The following is a 19477-nucleotide window of genomic DNA, read 5'->3' on the forward strand; positions in this document are numbered from 1 at the left end:
CTTCAAACACAGCACCACATCGCACCAAGGAGTCATCCCCATGAGCACCACCACTGTCGCTGTCGCCCCGCTGACCACCCCGGACGCCGAAGCGCTCATCGAGGCGGCCCGCGGCTCCGCCGAAGCCGCTGGTGTCGCCGTTGCCGTCACGATCCTCGACGCGGGCGGCCACCTGCTGGCCTTCCGACGGGACGACCGGGCCGTTCTCATTGCGGGCGAGACCAGCACCCGCAAGGCGTACACGGCCCTTCAGCTCAACGCCCCCACCGCAGACCTCGTCGACGCGGTCCAGCCGGGCGGCCTCTTCCACACCCTCCCGACCGCCCTCGACCGGCCGCTGCTCTTCATCGCCGGTGGTGTCCCGGTCCACCGCGACGGCCGGCTCATCGGCGCCATCGGCGTCGGCGGAGGTGCTCCCGACCAGGACCACGGCTTCGCGACGGCTGCCGTGAAGGCTCTCGCCTGACGCTCGTACCGCCCACGGTCGGTGTCAGTTCAAGCCGCGTGAGTCAGCCCGTCGCTACGGTCAGCGGAGCGTAGCGACGGGTCCAGTCGCCCGGCAGGTCCGAGGTCCTGTAAGTCATCACCGTGGTTCCGGAGCCGGATTGCAGACCGCACTCCTTGAACCAGTCGAGCAGCTCTGCATGGCGCGCGTCGATGTCCGCGCGCAACGGTAGATCCGTCGCCTCTGCGAGCGAGGCGACGAGTGCCTGAGCCGTGGCGGTGTCGGGCGCGATCAGCGGGCCGACCACATGCGTATGAGCGCTCGGCCAGGTCGCTGCGTAACCGACGAGCGTTCCGTCGTCCTCCGCGACCCGGATGTGGTCGGCGTACGCGGGCAGCCGGGCGAGGATATGCGTCCGGTCGGAGCCGAAGACATCCGAGTCCAGCCGGACCATGGCCTGCAGGTCCTCCGCCGTGGCCGGGCGGACCGTCACGGCGGAGGACCTGTTGCCGGTCGGCCGGAAGAACCCGGTGACCCGCTCGACGCGGCCCACGGCCGCGAAGCCGAACTGTTCGTAGAGCGGTTGTCCCGCGGATGTCGCGTACAGGCTGAGGGGTGTGTCCCCGGCCTCGTCGATCACGTGGCGCATCACGTGGCGGGCGACCCCCTGTCGTGCATATCGCTCGGCGACGAGCATCATGCCGATGGCAGCCAGTCGCGGGCCGTAGGAAGTCACCACACAAGCGGCCATCAGGCCTTTGCCTCCGGGATCGTCCATGCCATAGCCGGTTCCTGCGGCGAGGAGCAGACCCCATCTGTGCTCATCGCGTGGCCATCCACGGTCCTCGCAGAGATCGGCGCAGGCGACCAGGTCACCCAGAGTGAGACGCCGGACAGGCAATTCGGCGAGCGGACGGGGCAGTGGGGTGGGCATGGAGGTCAGGCTGTCCGACGCGGCGATCGCTCGTCCACTCCTTTACCGGCTCCGGCCAAGATGCGCAGCCGTCGGCCGCGCCGGGTCAACCCCCAGGGCTTCAGCACCGATACCGCGGTGATGAACAGGTACGTTGCCGTCGCCACCGATGGAGCGACCACCAGGTTGATATCGACAGAGCCGTGCGTCGCCGCCTCGTTGATGCCGGGGCGCAACGAGAAGATCGACAGTGCCGCGGTGATCAGGGTGAGCCAGAACTTTGTCCAGACCCACCGATGCCTGGCCAGCCCCCAAGGTGTACCGAGAGCCAGGACGAGGCCGCTGAGCAGGGAGAGCAGGGCGACCGGGACGACCAGCCAGTCTCCGAAGATCTTCATGGCGCGGGTGGCGGCCTGCGCGGTGGCGGGGTCGCCGGTGAGAAAGGCCGTGATTCCGAGCGTCAGCAGTCCGACGGTCAGTCCCAGCCAGCTCACGGATACCGCGACATGCGCGACGAGGAGGCTGCGACGAGCAAAGCGTTTGAGTGGTTTCACGTGAAACACGGTGCCGGGAATGGAGTAATCGGGCGTCTGACAGCGGGAGTAACCGCGCGTACTCGCCTCGGCGTACAGCGCGCACTCCTCTGCGGCCTTCCCTGCCAGGTGAGTTGGCGCATGCTCCTCTGCGGCCTTCTTGGCGAGGTCGGCGGCTTGGCCATGGGGCAAAGGAGCATAACGGGAAAACCGGTTCGGATACCCGGACTTCCCGCTATTTGTCCGGTCTGTGTTCTGGCGAGGCATGCTGGGGCGAGGGACCGCGGCCACGAGCCGGCCGGCGACCGCAAGCAGGACCCGACTACGCCCGCAGGCAAGGGCCGCGGGCCGTGCGGGTGCGTAAGGCGACCAGAAGACCTTCGAGGCGAGGCACAGCATGGATGCTCCGGCCACCGGGTGGACGGAAGACGGAACGGACAGATCTCCCGACGCGACCCTGATCCACCGCACCCTGACCGAGATCTCGCCCGTCGCGGATCAGGCAACCTCGTACTTCTATGCCCTGCTCTTCATCCGGCACCCCGATCTGCGTGCTCTGTTCCCGGTCGCGATGGATGTCCAGCGCGATCGTCTTCTCCGCGCGATCCTCACCGCGGCCGACCGGCTGGACGACCCTCATGCACTGGCCGGGTATCTCGGCGGACTGGGCCGGGGACACCGCAAGTACGGCACATTGCCCGCGCACTATCCCGCGGTGGGTGAGGCGCTCCTCGGCGCGCTGAGCCGCTACGCGACCACCACCTGGGACGCGGAGACCGAGGCGGCGTGGGTCCGTGCCTACACCGCGATATCGCAGATCATGATCGATGCGGCCGCCGAGGACGAGCAGCGGGCTCCCGCCTGGTGGCATGCCGAGGTCGTCTCCCACGACCTCAGGACCCGCGACATAGCGATCCTCACGGTCCGTCCCGACCCGGCCTACCCCTTCCTCGCAGGCCAGTACACGGCGATGGAGACTCCGTGGTGGCCCCGGAACTGGCGGCACTATTCCTTCGCCTCGGCGCCCCGCCCCGACGGTCTTCTCACCTTCCACATCAAGGCGGTCCCGGCCGGCTGGGTCTCCAACGCCCTGGTGCACCGGGCCGGGCCCGGCGACATTCTGCGCCTCGGCCCGCCCACGGGCTCGATGACGGTCGACCACTCCACCCACACCGGTCTGCTCTGCCTGGGCGGCGGCACGGGCATCGCGCCCATCAAGGCGCTCGTCGAGGACGTGGTGGAGCACGGCGACCGGCGTCCTGTGGAGGTCTTCTACGGGGCACGCAGTGATCATGATCTGTACGACATCGACACGATGATGCGGCTCCAGCAGACCTATCCGTGGCTCGCGGTGCGGCCGGTGGTCTCCACCGGCACGGGAACGGAGGGCGGTCTGAAGGGGCTGTTGCCCGAGGCCGTGCGCCAGTGCGGCCCGTGGGACGAGTACGACGCCTATCTCTCGGGCCCGCCCGGCATGATCCGCAGCAGCGTGGATGTGCTCAGGGGCATCGGCATGCCGGCCGAGCGCATCCGGCACGACTCCGTCGAGGAACTGGCGACCACCGGTCCCACCTGACCCGGGGAGCGGCGGCGTCAGCCCTGATCCAGGGAGCGGCGGCCTGTCAGCCGAGGTCGGGCGCGTGCATCGCCCTTACGCCCTCGATATTGCCGTCCAGATAGTGCCGCAGCGACAGCGGTACGAGATGAACGGCAGCGATCCCCATCCGGCTGAACGGCACCCGTACGATGTCGTACTCCCCGCAGGGGTCCTCGATCTCGGGGCCGTGGCGCCGGGACGGGTCCATCGACTCCAGCCGGCAGACGAAGAAGTGCTGGACTTTGACACCCTTCACTCCGCCGCCCTCGATGTGCTCCACGGTGTCGACGAAGCAGGGGACCACATCGGTGATCTTGGCGCCGAGCTCCTCGTCCACCTCGCGGTGCAGGGCGTCGACGACGGTTGCGTCCTCGGGCTCGACCCCACCACCGGGCGTGAGCCAGTACGGATCCACCCCGGGCTTGGTGCGCTTGATGAGGACGAGGTCGTTGCCGTCGAGGAGGATGGCGCGTGCGGTGCGCTTGACCACAGGACGTTCGGTCATGGCAAGAGAGTGGCCCACGGAACCGGTTCTGAAACACCTGACCCGCGCCGGACCGTCCTGCGCTCACCAGTCCACGGCAGCGCGCAGGAGCCACTCGTGCGCCCGCGCGATGTGCGGCAGTGCGAGCGTGCCGGTCCGCACGGCCAGGAAATAGGTGCGCAGCGGAGGCACGGGAGGATCGAGGAGCGCCACCACCTCGCCCCGTTCCAGCGCCCCCTCGCACAGATAGCGCGGCAGTACGGCGAGCCCGGCGCCCGCCGCCGTGCACTCCAGGACCGCCCGGAGATCCGGCGCGATGACGGCTCCCGCAGCGGCGGGCCGGCTGTCGAAGACGGCCGCCCAGTAGCGGGAGACGAGCGGCAGGCTCTCGTGCACCTCCACGACCGGCAGCTGGTCCAACACCACGGGCCCCTTGTGCCGCAAGGTCCCGGGCCCGAGGCGCCCGGCCCAGCGCGGCGCGGCGATCAGTACATGTTCTTCGTCGCAGAGCGGAGTCGCGGTGAGCAGTCCACCACGCGGACGGGCCGTCGCAATGGCCAGATCATGATGTCCGGCGGCCAGCCCCTCCAGCGCTTCCTCCGCGGCGGTGAAGAACGAACTGCGCAGAGCCAGGCCCTGGGCGATGAGAGGGGTGAGCGCCGGCAGGGCACGCATCGACGTGAACTCGGGTGGCCCGGCCAGATGCAGTGTCCGTACGCCGGACTCCTCGTCGAGCTCGGTCTCCGCGATCTCGATCAGCGCGTCCAGATGGGGCGCCGCCCGGTGCGCGAGTTCGTCGCCGATGGTCGTCGGGGTCACGCCGCGGGCCCTGCGCAGGAAGAGCGGGCGGCCCAGCTGCCGCTCCAGGGTGCGGATCTGCGAGGTGACCGCGGGCTGGGAGAGGCCGAGCAGGGCAGCAGCTCTGGTGAAGGAGCCGGCCCGGTGCACCGTGACGAATGTGCGCAGCAGGGCCAGGTCCATGTCCTGCCCCCTCTCACCCTCGCGACGCTTCGGACCCGTACAACTATAAATATGTCGATAGGTCGCTGTCGCTACTGTGATTGGACACTGACGGAGAGTCAATTAGCCTTGTTCAGGCGGTTCTTCACGTGTGGAACCGGGGCGGTCCGAGCCACGAGGGGGGAGGCTCGGACCGTCCGTACCACCGGTCGGCTCAGCTCTCGCCCAGCGCTGCGTCCAGTGCCCGTTCCACGTCGGCCACCAGGTCGTCCGGGCTCTCCGCGCCGACCGAGAAGCGGATGAAGCCCTCCGGTACGGCGTCACCGCCCCAGCGTGCCCGCCGCTCGGCGGTGGAGCGCACGCCACCGAAACTCGTCGCGTCGTCGACCAGCCGCAGCTCGGTCAGAAAGCGCTCGGCCCGCTCGCGGTCGGGCAGTACGAACGACACCACGGAGCCGAAGCGCCGCATCTGCCGCACGGCGTTCGGATACGAAGGGTCGGTGGGCAGGCCGGGGTACCGCAGCCCGGTCACCTCCTGGCGCTTGCCCAGTGCCTCGGCCAGGGTCAGGGCGGTGGCGCACTGCCGGTCGATCCGCAGCTCCAGCGTGGCCAGCGAACGGTGCGCGAGCCAGGCCTCCATCGGTCCCGGAATCGCGCCGACGACCTTGCGCCAGCGTCGTACACCCGCTGCCAGCTCGGGATCGCGGCAGGTCACATGGCCGAGCAGGATGTCTCCGTGCCCGGTCATGCCCTTGGTGTCACTGGCCACCGAGAAGTCGGCCCCGAGTTCCAGCGGGCGCTGGCCGAGCGGTGTGGCGAGGGTGTTGTCGACGGCCACCAGAGTGCCGGCCGCGTGTGCGGCATCGACGAGCCGGCGTACGTCGCAGACATCGAGCCCCGGATTGGACGGGGTCTCGATCCACAGCAGCTTGGCGCCTTCGAGGACCGCCAGCTGGGCATCGCCGCCGGTCGGCGCGGTCCGCACCTCGACGCCGTACGCCTCCAGCTGCTCACGCACCAGCGGCAGCGCCTGATATCCGTCGTCGGGCAGCACGACCACATCGCCGGTGCGCGCCTGGGACAGCAGCACGGCCGAGATCGCCGCCATTCCGGAGGCGAAGACGGTGGTCTCGACCGGCTCCCCCGGCGCCTCCAGCTCGCCGATGGCGCGTTCCAGATGTGTCCAGGTCGGATTGGTGTCCCGGCCGTAGGTGTACGGACCGGTCGGTTCACCGGAGAGATGGAAGTGCGCGGCGAATACCGGCCCGGGCAGGGTGGGTTCGAACTGCTCCGGTTCGGGCAGCCCGGCCCGTACCGCCCGGGTTCCGTCACCCATGGTGCTCATACCGCTTCCTCGTTTCTCTCCCCGGTGTGCCACCGGTCCGACCTGCACTGTTTCAGTAGGTGTCGGGTCAGTCCTCGTCGGGCAGGACTACGTTCAGCGCCCACGACACGATCGAGATGATCAGACCGCCGAGCACGGCGGTCCAGAAGCCGTCGACATGGAAGCTCAGGTTGAACTGACCGGCCAGCCAGGAGGTCAGCATCAGCATGAGCGCGTTGACCACCAGGGTGATCAGCCCCAGCGTGAGGATGAAGAGCGGCAGGGTGAGCAGCTGCACTATTGGCTTGACCACAAAATTCACCAGGCCGAAGAGCAGGGCGACCACGATCAGCGTGAGTACCTTGCGCCCGGTGCTGCCGCCGCTCAGCGTGATGTCCTGGAGCAGCCAGATGGCCACGGCCAGCGCACCTGCGTTGGCGATCGTCTTGACTACGAAATTCTTCATGTGTCTGATCGTGGCAGACATGATCGGTGGCGAACACCGGCAGGACAGAGGCAAGGGGCGGACGGGCCATGAAGGCATTCAGACTGGACGAACTGGAAGCGGAACGGGCCGCCAACGACGGCGCGTATCTGCAGTTCGTGAAGGAACGGAACATGTCCGTCGGCCTGTACGCACTGGATGCCGGCGAACTCGACCCCCAGCAGCCGCACAAGGAGGACGAGGTCTACTTCATCGTCAGCGGCCGCGCCTCGATCACGGTCGGCATGGAAACCACGCAGGTGGGCAGAGGAAGCGTGGTGTACGTACCCGCCGGTGTGGCCCACAAGTTCCACCACATCACCGAGGACCTGCGGGTCATGGTGGTCTTCTCCCCGCCGGAGAGCTGAGCCGCTCCTGCAAAGGACCGGGCTCCGGTCTCAGGGATCCCTAGGGGGTCGATCAGGGAACTTCAAGGGCTGCGGAACCCCCGCCGGCCCCCTCCGCGCCTCTAGCATCGAAGCATCGGAGTATCGGAACAGGAACTCACAGAGACGAGGCAAGGACGATGGCCGTGCGGGAGATATTCGCGGGGATGCCCTGGTGGGTGAAGTGGATCGCGGTGCCGGTCATCGCGATCGTCGTGTTCGGCGGTCTGATCGCCAGCGTGGTCGGGTTCGTGATCGGTCTGCTCTTCAAGGTTCTGGTCTTCGTGATCCTGGTCGGCGGGCTCGTGTTCGTCGTACGCAAGTTCATGTCGTCCTCCTCCTCGCGCAGCGACTGGTAGGACGATCGGAAGCCGGCCGGGTGATTAGCCCAGCTGAGCTAAGTGCAAGACGAAACGACACCCCTTGTGGATGCGGCCGATATGGTGGCAGTCCGCTGCCACCACCTGGGAATTAACTGTCCGTCACCACCCTGACCAGTGGTTTATACGGCGTTCGGTCTCCGGACCCCAGTCATGCGGCGGTCTGTGGGGGCGGCCCCCACAGGCGGGCTGACCGCCCGTCACCATGCCTGGGGGTGACCGTTGACCACGGCATCGAGCACTGCTGTCCCGACGCTGATCGGTTCGGTCCAGCGAGCGCTGAGGCTGCTGGAGGCTGTGGGCGCCCATCGAGACGGGGCGCCCGCGAAACAGCTGGCCAGGGAAGCGGGCCTGCCCCTTCCCACTGCCTACCATCTGCTGCGCACCCTGACCCATGAGGGCTATCTGCGCCGGGAGAACGGCGTGTTCCTCTTCGGGACCGCCGCTGAGCGCCTGGTCGGCGAGGGATCGCTGCAGAACCGTCGCAGCAGAATGACCGAGTCGCTGAGCCGCTGGCGCGACACCATCGGCGCACCGGTGTACTGCGCCGTCTACCGCGAGGGCGAAATCGAACTCATCGCGGTCGCGGACAACCCCGCCACACCCGCGGTGGACGAGTGGGCATCCTTCCGGGAGACCGGGCACGCCCATGCGATCGGCCAGTGTCTGCTGAGCCAGCTCGACGAGAAGGCCCGCGAGGACCATCTCGACCGGCACCCTGTGCGGCCGCTGACCCGCTACTCGGTGAGGGACCGCCCGGCGTTTCTTGAACGATTGCGGTCGTTGGAACGAATGGAACCTGTCATCGAGCGACAGGAGTACGCCTTGGGGACGGTCTGCGCAGCCATCCCGATCACGGCCGGATTCACCGCTGCCGCGATGGCGATTTCGGTACCCCTGGAACAGGAGGACCGGTTGCTCCCCGCAGTCGAACAACTACGTGGCGAAGTTGCCAACCTCTTGCGTTCGTTCGTGTTCTCTATCAGTATCTGAAAAATCACTCCTTGTGATCTGCTATCGCGTGCACCACGATGGCGTCAATAGGGCCATGGGGGATCATTCCTGGCCAGATTCATCTACTGCGGGGTTGAACGATGCGCGAGTCGGTTCAAGCTGAGGTCATGATGAGCTTCCTCGTCTCCGAGGAGCTCTCTTTCCGGATCCCGGTGGAGCTCCGGTACGAAGTGTGCGATCCGTATGCGATCCGGATGACCTTCCATCTGCCCGGCGACGCCCCCGTCACCTGGGCATTCGGCCGTGAGCTGCTGCTCGACGGCCTCAACAGCCCCAGCGGCGACGGCGATGTGCACATCGGGCCCACGGAGCCCGAGGGGCTGTCCGACGTACATATCCGACTTCAGGTAGGCACGGACCGCGCCCTCTTCAGGGCCGGGACGGCACCACTTGTTGCCTTTCTCGACCGGACGGACAAACTCGTGCCGCTCGGGCAGGAGTGCACGCTGGGTGACTTCGAGGGCAATCTGGAAGAGGCCCTGGGCCGGATTCTCGCCGAGGAACAGAACGCCGGCTGAATCGCACGGCGCCGCCGGCCGGCCCGCCGGTCGAACGCAACACCTGCCGAATGGGTGAATCGCTCTCCGTAAGGAGGCGTTCAAGGCTTCGTCCTGCGACGACGGCCTTTCCCGGTCCGTACAGGTGCCGAAGCTCCGGCTTCCGCGCCGACCCCTGTGCGGTCCGCGGAGACGACCAGCGCAGCGAGCACCGTCGTCACCGGCACCGAGGCGACCAGTCCGATCGAACCGACCAGCGTTCGTACGATCTCCTCCGCCACCAGCTCGCTGTTGGCCACCGTCCCCACGCTGCTCTGGGCGATCGAGAACAGCAGAAGCAACGGCAGTGCGGCGCCCGCGTAGGCGAGCACCAGCGTATTGACGACCGAGGCGATGTGGTCGCGCCCGATCCTGATCCCTGCCCGGTAGAGCCCGCGGGCACCCATCGTCGGGTTCGCCTGGTGCAACTCCCAGACCGCCGATGTCTGGGTGACCGTCACATCGTCGAGCACCCCGAGCGAACCGATGATGACACCGGCCAGCAGCAGACCGCTCATGTCGATGTGCGGGTACAGGCCGTGGATGAGGCCGGTGCTGTCGTCGGTGTTGCCGGTCAGGCTCGCCCAGCCGATGAAGAGCGATCCGAGCAGCCCGATCAGCAGCAGTGAGATCAGTGTGCCGATCACCGCGACCGAGGTGCGGGCGGTCAGACCGTGGCACATGTAGAGCGCGATCAGCATGATGGCACTGGCCCCGACCACCGCGACGAGCAGTGGATTCGAGCCCTGGAGGATGGCCGGGAGGATGAACAGGGTCAGCACGGCGAACGACACGACGAGCGCGACCAGTGCCAACACCCCGCGCATCCTGCCCACCGCGATCACGACCAGGGCGAAGATCCCGGCCAGCAGCGTCATCGGGAACTTCCGGTTCACATCCGTCACCGAGTACTGCAGATCATGGGGCGCGTCGGGCGCGTACGCCACGACCACGCCCTGCCCCTCGTGCAGCTGACGCGGTGCGTCCGGCTGGACGATCTCGACGAAGGTCCGGCCCTTGTCGTGACCGGTCGTCACCTCGACGGTGGCCTTCTCGCACAGCCCGGACCCGCTCCCCGACGGCGGGGTGGTCTCGCCGCTGATGGGTGCCTGGGCGGCGTTCACGTCCTTGCAGTCCACCTTGTCGACATTCACCACCGTTCCCTGCTGGGTCTGCCGGTCGAAGCCGACACCGGTCCGCTCGTGCGGGGGCGCGCCGCCCGGCCAGAGGACCACCAGGCCGACGACGACCGCGGTGGCGAACGGGATCAGCACGGCCGCGATGACCTTGCGCAGATGTTTGGAGACGGGCGCGGCAGGACCGTGGCTGTGCGAGTGGCCGTGCGGTTCGGAGTCGATGCGGGGGGACGTCACCGGCCGATCATCGCAAGAAGAGAAGGGCCCTCTGTTCATTACGCGGGACAGGGCGCTAGCGTGGAGGAACCTTTGCACACGCGGGAGCTCGGAGCACCGGGCTGAGAGGGCGCTGATATCCGTACATCCGTACGGGAGAGGCTGCGCCGACCGCCGAACCTGTTACCGGGTAATGCCGGCGTAGGGAGTAGGTCTCATGACCACATCGGACGCACGCACGCCTGCCTCGAACCAGAGCGACGAGGCCGGGAAGTCCATCGGCTGGCACAAGGGGTACGTCCAGGGCTCACGCCCGGACCTCCGGGTGCCGGTCCGTCAGGTGCACCTCACCAACGGCGAGGACGTGACGCTGTACGACACGTCGGGGCCGTACACCGATCCCGCCACAGAGACCGATGTCCGTCGCGGGCTCGCACCGCTGCGGGAGAACTGGATCATCGCGCGCGGCGACACCGAGGAGTACCCGGGGCGCCCCGCCCGCCCCGAGGACGACGGGCTCAAGCACACCTCGCCGCGTGGCGGACTGCGCAACCTCGACGCCGTCTTCCCCGGCCGCCCCCGACTGCCCCGCCGCAGCCGGGACGGGCAGCCGGTGACCCAGCTCGCGTACGCCCGCCGGGGCGAGATCACCCCGGAGATGGAGTACGTGGCGATCCGGGAGAACGTCGAACCCGAGGTGGTGCGCGAGGAGATCGCCGCGGGCCGGGCCGTGCTGCCGGCCAACGTCAACCACCCCGAGATCGAGCCGATGATCATCGGCAAGCGGTTCCTGGTGAAGGTCAATGCCAACATCGGCAACTCCGCGGTGACGTCCTCCATCGAGGAGGAGGTGGAGAAGATGACATGGGCGACGCGCTGGGGCGCCGACACGGTCATGGACCTTTCCACCGGCCGCAACATTCACACCACCCGTGAGTGGGTTCTGCGCAACTCCCCCGTGCCGATCGGCACCGTTCCCCTCTACCAGGCACTCGAAAAGGTCGACGGCCGGGCCGAGGAGCTGACCTGGGAGATCTACAAGGACACCGTCATCGAGCAGGCCGAACAGGGCGTCGACTACATGACGGTCCACGCCGGCGTGCGCCTGCCGTACGTCCCGCTGACCGCCCGCCGCAAGACCGGCATCGTCTCCCGCGGCGGCTCGATCATGGCGGCGTGGTGCCTCGCGCACCACAAGGAGTCGTTCCTGTACGAGCACTTTGAGGAGCTCTGCGAGATCCTCGCCACGTACGACGTGACGTACTCGCTGGGCGACGGGCTGCGCCCCGGCTCGATCGCCGACGCCAACGACGAGGCCCAGTTCGCCGAACTGCGCACGCTCGGTGAGCTGAACACCATCGCCAAGCGGTTCGGTGTCCAGACCATGATCGAGGGCCCGGGCCATGTACCGATGCACAAGATCAAGGAGAACATCGACCTCCAGCAGGAGATCTGCGAGGAGGCGCCGTTCTACACGCTCGGCCCGCTGACCACCGATGTCGCCCCGGCATACGACCACATCACCTCGGGCATCGGCGCGGCGATGATCGCCTGGTGGGGCACGGCGATGCTCTGTTACGTCACGCCCAAGGAGCACCTCGGCCTGCCCAACCGGGACGATGTGAAGACCGGCGTCATCACGTACAAGATCGCGGCCCATGCGGCGGACCTCGCCAAGGGGCATCCGGGGGCGCAGGACTGGGACGACGCGCTCTCCGACGCCCGTTTCGAATTCCGCTGGGAGGACCAGTTCAATCTGGCTCTCGACCCGGTCACGGCACGGGAGTTCCACGACGAGACGCTGCCGGCCGAGCCGGCGAAGACGGCGCACTTCTGCTCGATGTGCGGCCCGAAGTTCTGCTCGATGAAGATCTCCCAGAAGATCCGCGACGAGCACGGCGACGGGGCCACGGCTGTCGACACCGAGTTCGACGCGGAGGCGCTGGCCGGCATGGCGGAGAAGTCCGAGGAGTTCGCCGCCCGGGGCAACCGGGTGTACCTCCCGCTGGCGGACTGACACCTGCACGCACAAGCGCTGTTCCGGGTGGGCGGAAAGAGCCATCCGGAACAGCGCTTCGACGTGCCGGGCTAGCTTTCTGCCGGAGCCGCTCGACTTCGCCCGGCCGGTTGCCTTGGGGTTCCGGGCTGTGGTTGTCCGCGTCCTGGGCGCCCAGGTCTGTTCAGTGACCCCGTGACGGATTGCTGAACGAAGCGCCTGTCGGCTGGATTGGATGAGAAAACGACTGGTTTCACTGAGAACGGACAGCCAAGTCCGACGGCACGTCAGGATGCCCATATGGCAAATGAATCGATCACCCCGCGCAGCATTGCCGACAGCCACCTCGACCAGGTGGCCGCACATAACCCGATGACCTCCGCATGGCTGGGCCTGAACCCGGGCGATGACCGGCAACCGGACCTCTCGCCGGACGGCTTCGAGGCCCACGCCGAGTTCGCCCGCCGCAGTCTCGCCGCACTCGACGCCGCCCCTGTATCGGACGACCCCGCTGAACAGGCCTGCGCCCAACTGTTGCGGGAACGCCTCACCGCCGAGCTCGCGATGCACGACACCGGCGAGAACTTCCGACAACTGCGCACCGTGGGCGCGCACGTTGACCAGGTGCGGACGATCTTCACCTTCATGCCCACCACCACCGACGAGGACTGGGCGGCGGTGGCCGGACGGCTGCGCAACCTCCCCGGCGCGCTGGACGGTTATCGGGCCACCCTCACCGAGGGGATCTCCCGCGGCCTGCTCGCTGCTCCCCGGCAGGCCGCCGGGGTGATCGGCCAGCTCGCCGACTGGACCGGGGAGGCCGCCGGACAGCGCGCGGGCAGCGGCGCGGGCTGGTTCGCCGACTTCGTCGCGGACGGCACCGACCGGCTGCGCCCCGAGCTGGACGCCGCCGCCCGCCAGGCCACTACCGCCGTCTCCGAGTTCCGCGACTGGCTGCGCGACACCTACGTCCCCGCCACGGCGGACACCCCGGACGTCGTCGGCCGAGAGCGCTACCTGCACGCCGCCCGCTACAACACCGGTGCCGAGCTCGATCTGGACGAGGCCTATGCCTGGGCCTGGGACGAGTTCCACCGGACGCTCGCCGAGATGCGCGTCGAAGCCGAGCGCGTCCTGCCCGGCTCCACCCTCCTTGAGGCCATGCACCACCTGGACGAGCACGGCCACGCGGTCAAGGGCGAGGAGGCCGTCCGCGACTGGTTGCAGCAGCTGATGGACGAGGCGATCACCGCCCTCGACGGCAGCCACTTCGACCTCTCCGGCCCGATCCGCAAGGTCGAGTCCCGGATTGCGCCCGCGGGCAGCGCCTCCGGGCCCTACTACCAGGGCCCGAGCCTCGACTTCAGCCGCCCCGGACGCACCTACCTGCCCACCCTCGGCCAGGACACCTTTCCGACCTGGCAGCTCGTCAGCATCTGGTACCACGAGGGCGTCCCCGGCCACCATCTCCAGCTCGCCCAGTGGGTCGTGGTTGCCGACCGGCTCAGCCGCTACCAGGTCACCGAGGGCATGGTCAGCGCCAACATCGAGGGCTGGGCCCTGTATGCCGAGCGCTTCATGGACGATGTGGGCTTCTTCTCCGAACCCGCGCGCCGCCTCGGCTTCCTGGATGGGCAGATGCTGCGCACCATACGGGTGATCATCGACATCGGTATGCATCTCGAACTCGCCATCCCCGCCGACTCGGGTTTCCACCCTGGCGAGCGCTGGACCCCGGCGCTCGCCACGGAGTTCATGGCCACCTACAACGGCAGCCCGGCTGCCCGCCGCAACGGCGAGATCGACCGCTACCTCGGCTGGCCCGGCCAGGCCATCGGCTACAAGCTCGGCGAACGCGCCTGGCTCCAGGGCCGCGCGGCCGCGAAGCGCCGCCATGGTGCCGCCTTCGACCTCAAGGCCTGGCACATGAAGGCGCTCTCCCAGGGCTCGTTCGGGCTCGACGACCTGGTTGGCAATCTCGCGGCGCTGTAGACCCGGAAACGTCCTGCCGTGCTGGTTCTGTTGACGTACTGCTCGATGAAGATCTCCCAGGACATCCGTCGTGAACACGGCGGTTCCCAGGCGGAGATCGACGCGGGCATGGCGGAGAAGTCCAAGGAGTTCGCGGTGGCCGGCAACCGGGTCTATCTGCCGATCGCGGACTGACGCAGGACGTGCACGACGGGACGCCGTCCCGAGAAGCTCTGACCTCTCGGGACGGCGTCCCGTCGTCGGTACCGGCCCGGTGCCCGGACCCGGTCAGTCCAGTTCGTGCTCGGGGCCGCCGAAGTCGGGGCTGGTGAAGTCCGGGCTGGTGAATGTCGGGCGGGGGCCCGCCGCCGGGCCGTCGTCCGGGCTGGTGAAGTCCGGCCGGCTGTAGCCGATCTTCGGGATGCGGTTCGCCGAGCGATGCGGTGTGCGCGACGCGCGGCCGGCGCCGGGGTCGGCGAGCGCGTCCCGCAGGAACGGCAGGATGCCGCGCTCCAGCAGTGCGTGGCGCCATGCCTCTCTGGCGCGCGCCACATCCTCCGGCAACTCGGTCTCGGCATCCTCGGCGGCCTGCGACGTCGACCCGTTGCGCAGTGCGGTGATGAGCAGTCCGACGGCGGCGGCCAGGATGGCGGCGGCCATGACCGCAGCGAAGAACCAGCCCGCGGCGACCATGGTGGAGGCGAAGGACGGTGGCGGATTGAGCAGCCTCAGCAGATAGCCGGACAGCAGGAATATGAACGCGGCGGTGCCGGCCAGCACAGGCGCCAGGACCGTGACGACGGCTCCTATGCCGGCGCCTGACTGGTTCGGACCGTCGGTGCCGGAGCCGGAGCCGGGGCCCGAATCCTGGCCCGCCCCTTCGGCCGGTCCGCGCAGCTCTTCGCGGGCCTTCACATAGTGGTCGTACTCGGTGGCGGCCGTCGCGGTGATCAGCGCCGTGGCGTCCAGCGCCATGGTGCGCAACTGCACGGCGTTGAGCCGCTCGCCGACCGCGGCCAGATCCGGTCGTTCATGGGCGTGACGCAGTGCGTCGTCGAGGATCCGCTCGTACTCGGGGCGGTCCTCGGTCAGCAGGTGCGGAGCGCTGTTCATGTGCATCCCCCGATGCTCCGTAGGGCCTGAGTGCCCGCTTGGACCGGGCAGTTGGGCGGAAACGGAGGAGAGCCTGCTACTGATACGCCGATGGTAGAGCGCCCACGGCACGGGGTGACAGGGGGTTTCCGGAAATAGGCCCAGCGGTCGGCGTGGTCAGGTCGTGGATGCGTCTTCCCAGAAGAACGTCAGCCATGCAGAGGCAGTTGGACGACCAGTAGCTTTCCGGCCATGGTCACTCCGCCGTCCATGGCGATGGCGAGCCCGTCCGCGTACACGTGCGGGCCTTCGACCACGGGGCCGGAACCGTCCTCGCCGTCCTCCGAGCCGACCTCGCCCAGAAGGTACGGAATGGGGCTGTGGCCATGGACGACACGCTGCCCGCCGTAGGCCGACATCAGCTCCCGGACGGCCTGCGGCCCCGCCTCGTCGCGGAAGGCGAACCGCTTGGTGAGCTTCCGGAAGAGGTCCCAGCACTCATCGGCGTCGTTACGCGTGAGAATGGCGTGCACGGTGTCGTTGACGTCCTCGATGGTGGCGCCGTAGTCGAGGTACGCCGTCGTGTCGGAGTGCATCAGCAGATGCCCGTCCTCCTCGACGATCGCGTCGAGCCGGGACATCCACTGGAGGTGGACGTCCTGAAGCCGCTCCATGTCGTTCTTCTGGCCGCCGTTGAGCAGCCAGGCGGCCTGGAAAGTGGCGGTGCCCGCGCCGGAGTTCACCGGGGTGTCGCCGAACCGCTTGGCGCCGATGAGCAGCAGTTCGTGATTGCCCATCAGGGCCTTGCAGTAGCCGCCGGCGGCCGCGGCCTCGGCGGAGAGGCGCATCACGAGGTCGATGACGCCGACGCCGTCGGGGCCCCGGTCGGTGAAGTCGCCGAGGAACCAGAGCCGGGCATTGCCCGCGGACCAGTTGCCCTCGGCGTCGATGAGGCCCTGTTCGGCGAGGGCGGCGTGGAGTTCGTCCAGATAGCCGTGGACATCGCCGACGACGTACAGCGGTCCGAGTCCCGGCTCCGGGACGGGCCCCGGGTCGGGGACGGCCCGCACCTGGACGGTGTCACCGCGGTTGATCACGGGAAGGTCGCGCGCGGTGGGTGTGTACCCCTCCGGCAGCTCGTCTCCCAGAACGGCATTGCCCGGGTGCGGCGGTGAAGGCGGCACCGGGGCCTGCGCATAGGGCGGTACGCGGAAGTCACGCAACGTCGCAGTCCGCACCACGGGTTCCTGACCGGCCCCCTGTGTCATCGACCCCTCCACCACCGTCGCGCCGCCGTACACCTGACGGGCCCTGCTGGTCGGGGCGGTCCGCGGTGTCGTGCGCCCATCATAGGAATGCGGATCGTGCTGTGTGACGCACCAGGGGTGGTGAATCCGGGCGCACATCAGGTTCACCGGCCGTTTGGTCCGAAATCGCCCGATCAATCCCCGGCGGGGGAGCGCGGTGCGCTGACCGTGGTGCGGGGCGGACGGCGTTGCGAGGACGTCCGGACGATGAGCTCTGTCGGTATGACCTGCTCCACCGGTCCGTCGTGATCCACGCCTTCGATGGCGTCGATCAGGAGCTGGACGACCGCCGTGCCGATTCTGCGCGGCTTGAGCGAGAGCGTGGTGATGGGGGGTTCGGTCGTCGCATACACGGTGGACTCGCTGCAGCAGACCAGCAGCAGGTCCTCGGGGACACGCAGACCGTACCTGCGGGCGGCCGCCAGCAGATCGGTGCCATTGGGGTCGAAGAGCCCGTAGACGGCGTCGGGCCGGTCCGGGCGGGCGAGCAGCCGGTCGGCGGCGACCGCACCCGCGCACGGGTCGTGGGCGGGGTAGGACTCGTACACCGGGTCCTGTCCCACGCGCTCGCACCAATGGAGGTACGCGGTGGTGGAGAGGCGGGTGTAGGTGTCGGTGGTGGTGCCGGTGAGCAGGCCGATGCGTCGGGCCCCGGCGGCGGCGAGATGGTCGAGGAGGTCGAGCACGGCGGCCCGGTGGTCGTTGTCGACCCAGGCGGTGACCGGAAGGGTTCCGGCCGGCCGTCCGTCCGAGACGACGGGCAGCCCCTGGCGCACGAGCTCCGTGACGACCGGGTCCTGGTCGGAGGGGTCGATCACGACGGTGCCGTCGAGAGCGACGTTCGACCAGACGTCGTGGCGTGAGGTGGCGGGCAGGATGACGAGGGCGTAGCCGCGGGCGAGCGCGGCGGAGGTGGCCGCTCTGGCCATCTCGGCGAAATAGGCGAATTCGGTGAAGGTGAAGGGTTCGTCCCCGTAGGTCGTCACGGTCAGGCCGATGAGGCCGGACTTGCCGGTACGGAGGGTTCGGGCCGCGGCGGAAGGGCGGTAGCCCAGGCGCTCTGCGACCTCGCGGACATGGCGGCGGGTGGCGTCCGGGAGCCTGCCCTTGCCGTTGAGCGCGTCGGAGACGGTCGTGATGGAGACCCCGGCGGCGGCGGCCACATCCCGGATTCCCGCTCGTCCTTGCCGGCCGCCGCGCCGGGGTGTCTCCGTCCGGCTCACCTGGTGCTTCCCTGCTGCTGTCATGGCGAGCCGATAGTAGGGCTCGGACGGGAGGTTGGCCTGGTCGCATATTCACTCGTTGACAGGCACGTTTCTGCATGATCATCGAGCGTCAAATGCCTTGCAAAACAAGGGCTTTGGCGGGATCGGCCGTAGTGTGTCATGCATCGAACCCGATGGGCCTACTAAATGGTCGATGTCTCGAAGAGGTCTCATCTCACCTCTTCGAGGGACGCGCGCCACGGAGTGAACCACCGGCGCACGTCGAGGAGGCAAGCGCTCCCCCCATTCCCGGTCGCACCGGACGATTGGACGCTCCAGCCATTCGCAGCAGCGCCCAATCCTCATAAGGTGAGCAGTATTGATGTGTACAGATGGTCGAGGAGGACCTGCGGTGAGCGAGACGAGCCCCAAGCTGCGCGCCGAGCTGGACGGCGTTCCCGCCTATGTACCGGGCAAGCCGGCTGCCGGCGGCGGACCGGTTGCGTTCAAGCTGTCCTCCAACGAGAACCCGTATCCGCCGTTGCCCGGGGTGATGGAGTCCGCCCTGGCCGCGGCTGCGAACTTCAACCGCTACCCGGACATGGCCTGCACCGGTCTGATGAACGAGCTGGCCGACCGATTCGGTGTGCCCGTCTCGCACCTCGCCACCGGAACCGGCTCGGTCGGTGTGGCGCAGCAGCTGCTCCAGGCCACCTCGGGCCCGGGCGACGAGGTCATCTACGCCTGGCGCTCCTTCGAGGCGTACCCGATCATCACGCAGGTCAGCGGTGCGACCTCGGTGAAGGTTCCGCTGACCGACGGTGACGTGCACGACCTCGACGCGATGGCGGACGCGATCACGGACCGCACCCGGATGATCTTCGTCTGCAACCCGAACAACCCGACCGGCACCGTGGTGCGCCGGGCCGAGCTGGAGCGGTTCCTGGACCGGGTGCCGGGCGATGTCCTGGTGGTGCTCGACGAGGCGTACCGGGAGTTCATCCGCGACGTCGAGGTGCCGGACGGCATCGAGATCTACCGGGAGCGGCCCAATGTGGCGGTGCTGCGGACGTTCTCCAAGGCGTACGGCCTGGCCGGTCTGCGGGTCGGTTTCGCCGTGGCCCACGAGCCGGTGGCGGCCGCGTTGCGCAAGACGGCGGTGCCCTTCGGGGTCAGCCAGCTCGCGCAGGATGCGGCGGTCGCCTCGCTGCGTGCCGAGGACGAACTCCTGGGGAGGGTCGGCTCCTTGGTGTGCGAGCGCAACCGGGTGCAGCGGGCGCTGGCGGACCAGGGGTGGACCGTGCCGGATTCCCAGGCGAACTTCGTCTGGCTGCGGCTCGGGGACCGTACCGCCGACTTCGCCGCGGCGTGTGAGCGGGCCGGTGTGGTGGTCAGGCCGTTCGCGGGCGAGGGTGTGCGGGTCTCGATCGGGGAGGACGAGGCGAACGACCTGTTCCTGAAGGTGACGGAGTCGTACCGCAAGGAGCTGTAGAGCGGC

Annotated in this window: 20 protein-coding genes and 1 riboswitch; of the genes, 10 read left to right on the forward strand and 10 right to left on the reverse strand. The window is 68.4% G+C overall.

Annotation, left to right across the window (positions count from 1 at the left end; translation table 11 throughout):
* The first annotated feature begins 40 nt into the window (after nucleotides 1-40).
* Nucleotides 41-466, forward strand: coding sequence for a heme-binding protein (locus ACGFU7_RS09810; RefSeq protein WP_393694033.1), 426 nt, complete (start codon nucleotides 41-43; stop codon nucleotides 464-466).
* A 43-nt stretch (nucleotides 467-509) separates the two neighbouring features.
* Here ACGFU7_RS09810 and ACGFU7_RS09815 read toward each other — a convergent pair whose 3' ends face one another.
* Both ACGFU7_RS09815 and ACGFU7_RS09820 read right to left on the reverse strand, forming a co-directional pair.
* Nucleotides 510-1379, reverse strand: coding sequence for a GNAT family N-acetyltransferase (locus ACGFU7_RS09815; RefSeq protein ID WP_393694035.1), 870 nt, complete (start codon nucleotides 1377-1379; stop codon nucleotides 510-512).
* Nucleotides 1380-1384: 5 nt separating this feature from the next.
* Complete coding sequence (locus tag ACGFU7_RS09820; protein WP_393694267.1) at nucleotides 1385-1912, reverse strand: DUF2269 domain-containing protein; 528 nt, start codon at nucleotides 1910-1912, stop codon at nucleotides 1385-1387.
* A gap of 376 nt (nucleotides 1913-2288) precedes the next feature.
* Between ACGFU7_RS09820 and ACGFU7_RS09825 the strand changes: the two genes are divergently transcribed.
* Nucleotides 2289-3467, forward strand: coding sequence for a globin domain-containing protein (locus ACGFU7_RS09825; protein ID WP_393694037.1), 1179 nt, complete (start codon nucleotides 2289-2291; stop codon nucleotides 3465-3467).
* A 46-nt stretch (nucleotides 3468-3513) separates the two neighbouring features.
* Here the strand turns inward: ACGFU7_RS09825 and ACGFU7_RS09830 are convergent, their stop codons facing one another.
* The 4 genes from ACGFU7_RS09830 to ACGFU7_RS09845 form a co-directional block, all read right to left on the reverse strand.
* Nucleotides 3514-3993, reverse strand: a complete 480-nt coding sequence (locus tag ACGFU7_RS09830; RefSeq protein WP_393694039.1) for an NUDIX domain-containing protein — start codon at nucleotides 3991-3993, stop codon at nucleotides 3514-3516.
* A gap of 63 nt (nucleotides 3994-4056) precedes the next feature.
* Complete coding sequence (locus ACGFU7_RS09835) at nucleotides 4057-4953, reverse strand: LysR family transcriptional regulator (RefSeq protein ID WP_393694041.1); 897 nt, start codon at nucleotides 4951-4953, stop codon at nucleotides 4057-4059.
* A 193-nt stretch (nucleotides 4954-5146) separates the two neighbouring features.
* Entirely contained in the window at nucleotides 5147-6277 is a 1131-nt protein-coding gene (locus ACGFU7_RS09840; protein WP_393694043.1) for a cystathionine gamma-lyase, read from the reverse strand.
* A 67-nt stretch (nucleotides 6278-6344) separates the two neighbouring features.
* Nucleotides 6345-6722 (reverse strand): phage holin family protein, encoded by a 378-nt coding sequence (locus ACGFU7_RS09845; RefSeq protein ID WP_393694045.1) that lies wholly within the window; start codon nucleotides 6720-6722, stop codon nucleotides 6345-6347.
* A gap of 68 nt (nucleotides 6723-6790) precedes the next feature.
* Between ACGFU7_RS09845 and ACGFU7_RS09850 the strand changes: the two genes are divergently transcribed.
* The 4 genes from ACGFU7_RS09850 to ACGFU7_RS09865 all read left to right on the forward strand — a co-directional run bounded on the left by ACGFU7_RS09850 (nucleotide 6791) and on the right by ACGFU7_RS09865 (nucleotide 9038).
* Nucleotides 6791-7108 (forward strand): cupin domain-containing protein, encoded by a 318-nt coding sequence (locus ACGFU7_RS09850; protein WP_114245560.1) that lies wholly within the window; start codon nucleotides 6791-6793, stop codon nucleotides 7106-7108.
* 164 nt (nucleotides 7109-7272) lie between these two features.
* Entirely contained in the window at nucleotides 7273-7485 is a 213-nt protein-coding gene (locus ACGFU7_RS09855; protein ID WP_093895169.1) for a DUF5326 family protein, read from the forward strand.
* A gap of 243 nt (nucleotides 7486-7728) precedes the next feature.
* The gene (locus ACGFU7_RS09860) at nucleotides 7729-8499 is read left to right on the forward strand and encodes an IclR family transcriptional regulator (RefSeq protein WP_393694047.1); all 771 of its coding nucleotides are present in this window, start codon (nucleotides 7729-7731) and stop codon (nucleotides 8497-8499) included.
* A 101-nt stretch (nucleotides 8500-8600) separates the two neighbouring features.
* Nucleotides 8601-9038, forward strand: coding sequence for an SsgA family sporulation/cell division regulator (locus tag ACGFU7_RS09865; protein WP_093895105.1), 438 nt, complete (start codon nucleotides 8601-8603; stop codon nucleotides 9036-9038).
* Nucleotides 9039-9118: 80 nt separating this feature from the next.
* Here the strand turns inward: ACGFU7_RS09865 and ACGFU7_RS09870 are convergent, their stop codons facing one another.
* A complete protein-coding gene (locus ACGFU7_RS09870) occupies nucleotides 9119-10468 on the reverse strand; it encodes a YibE/F family protein (RefSeq protein WP_393694049.1) in 1350 nt (449 codons plus the stop codon).
* 31 nt (nucleotides 10469-10499) lie between these two features.
* A riboswitch (TPP riboswitch) is annotated at nucleotides 10500-10633 on the forward strand.
* Here ACGFU7_RS09870 and thiC point away from each other — a divergent pair.
* The 3 genes from thiC to ACGFU7_RS09885 all read left to right on the forward strand — a co-directional run bounded on the left by thiC (nucleotide 10626) and on the right by ACGFU7_RS09885 (nucleotide 14570).
* Nucleotides 10626-12425: a phosphomethylpyrimidine synthase ThiC gene (gene thiC / locus ACGFU7_RS09875; protein WP_393694051.1), complete on the forward strand. Its 1800-nt coding sequence runs from the start codon at nucleotides 10626-10628 to the stop codon at nucleotides 12423-12425. Its footprint overlaps the riboswitch before it by 8 nt.
* A 279-nt stretch (nucleotides 12426-12704) precedes the next feature.
* Nucleotides 12705-14396, forward strand: a complete 1692-nt coding sequence (locus ACGFU7_RS09880) for a DUF885 domain-containing protein (protein WP_393694053.1) — start codon at nucleotides 12705-12707, stop codon at nucleotides 14394-14396.
* Between the two features lie 18 nt (nucleotides 14397-14414).
* Complete coding sequence (locus tag ACGFU7_RS09885) at nucleotides 14415-14570, forward strand: hypothetical protein (protein WP_393694286.1); 156 nt, start codon at nucleotides 14415-14417, stop codon at nucleotides 14568-14570.
* A 93-nt stretch (nucleotides 14571-14663) separates the two neighbouring features.
* Here the strand turns inward: ACGFU7_RS09885 and ACGFU7_RS09890 are convergent, their stop codons facing one another.
* From ACGFU7_RS09890 to ACGFU7_RS09900, 3 genes are all read right to left on the reverse strand, one after another.
* Nucleotides 14664-15494 carry a hypothetical protein gene (locus tag ACGFU7_RS09890; RefSeq protein WP_393694055.1) on the reverse strand — a complete coding sequence of 277 codons (831 nt, stop codon included), beginning with the start codon at nucleotides 15492-15494 and terminating at the stop codon, nucleotides 14664-14666.
* Between the two features lie 182 nt (nucleotides 15495-15676).
* A complete protein-coding gene (locus ACGFU7_RS09895) occupies nucleotides 15677-16750 on the reverse strand; it encodes a metallophosphoesterase (protein WP_393694269.1) in 1074 nt (357 codons plus the stop codon).
* A gap of 158 nt (nucleotides 16751-16908) precedes the next feature.
* Nucleotides 16909-18021 (reverse strand): LacI family DNA-binding transcriptional regulator, encoded by a 1113-nt coding sequence (locus tag ACGFU7_RS09900; protein WP_351076280.1) that lies wholly within the window; start codon nucleotides 18019-18021, stop codon nucleotides 16909-16911.
* A gap of 370 nt (nucleotides 18022-18391) precedes the next feature.
* Here ACGFU7_RS09900 and hisC point away from each other — a divergent pair, with 370 nt between their 5' ends.
* Complete coding sequence (hisC, locus tag ACGFU7_RS09905; RefSeq protein WP_393694057.1) at nucleotides 18392-19471, forward strand: histidinol-phosphate transaminase; 1080 nt, start codon at nucleotides 18392-18394, stop codon at nucleotides 19469-19471.
* The last annotated feature ends 6 nt before the right edge of the window (nucleotides 19472-19477 follow it).

Origin of the sequence: Streptomyces sp. NPDC048473 (genome assembly GCF_043200155.1) — a bacterium.
Classification (GTDB): Bacteria; Actinomycetota; Actinomycetes; order Streptomycetales; family Streptomycetaceae; genus Streptomyces.

What these genes read in the sequence shown, in the direction of transcription:
- ACGFU7_RS09810 (WP_393694033.1), top strand. Translation starts at nt 41, where the DNA reads ATGAGCACCACCACTGTCGCTGTCGCCCCGCTGACCACCCCGGACGCC.
- ACGFU7_RS09815 (WP_393694035.1), bottom strand. Translation starts at nt 1,379, where the DNA reads ATGCCCACCCCACTGCCCCGTCCGCTCGCCGAATTGCCTGTCCGGCGT.
- ACGFU7_RS09825 (WP_393694037.1), top strand. Translation starts at nt 2,289, where the DNA reads ATGGATGCTCCGGCCACCGGGTGGACGGAAGACGGAACGGACAGATCT.
- ACGFU7_RS09830 (WP_393694039.1), bottom strand. Translation starts at nt 3,993, where the DNA reads ATGACCGAACGTCCTGTGGTCAAGCGCACCGCACGCGCCATCCTCCTC.
- ACGFU7_RS09835 (WP_393694041.1), bottom strand. Translation starts at nt 4,953, where the DNA reads ATGGACCTGGCCCTGCTGCGCACATTCGTCACGGTGCACCGGGCCGGC.
- ACGFU7_RS09840 (WP_393694043.1), bottom strand. Translation starts at nt 6,277, where the DNA reads ATGAGCACCATGGGTGACGGAACCCGGGCGGTACGGGCCGGGCTGCCC.
- ACGFU7_RS09845 (WP_393694045.1), bottom strand. Translation starts at nt 6,722, where the DNA reads ATGAAGAATTTCGTAGTCAAGACGATCGCCAACGCAGGTGCGCTGGCC.
- ACGFU7_RS09850 (WP_114245560.1), top strand. Translation starts at nt 6,791, where the DNA reads ATGAAGGCATTCAGACTGGACGAACTGGAAGCGGAACGGGCCGCCAAC.
- ACGFU7_RS09865 (WP_093895105.1), top strand. Translation starts at nt 8,601, where the DNA reads ATGCGCGAGTCGGTTCAAGCTGAGGTCATGATGAGCTTCCTCGTCTCC.
- ACGFU7_RS09870 (WP_393694049.1), bottom strand. Translation starts at nt 10,468, where the DNA reads ATGAACAGAGGGCCCTTCTCTTCTTGCGATGATCGGCCGGTGACGTCC.
- thiC (WP_393694051.1), top strand. Translation starts at nt 10,626, where the DNA reads ATGACCACATCGGACGCACGCACGCCTGCCTCGAACCAGAGCGACGAG.
- ACGFU7_RS09880 (WP_393694053.1), top strand. Translation starts at nt 12,705, where the DNA reads ATGGCAAATGAATCGATCACCCCGCGCAGCATTGCCGACAGCCACCTC.
- ACGFU7_RS09890 (WP_393694055.1), bottom strand. Translation starts at nt 15,494, where the DNA reads ATGCACATGAACAGCGCTCCGCACCTGCTGACCGAGGACCGCCCCGAG.
- ACGFU7_RS09900 (WP_351076280.1), bottom strand. Translation starts at nt 18,021, where the DNA reads ATGACAGCAGCAGGGAAGCACCAGGTGAGCCGGACGGAGACACCCCGG.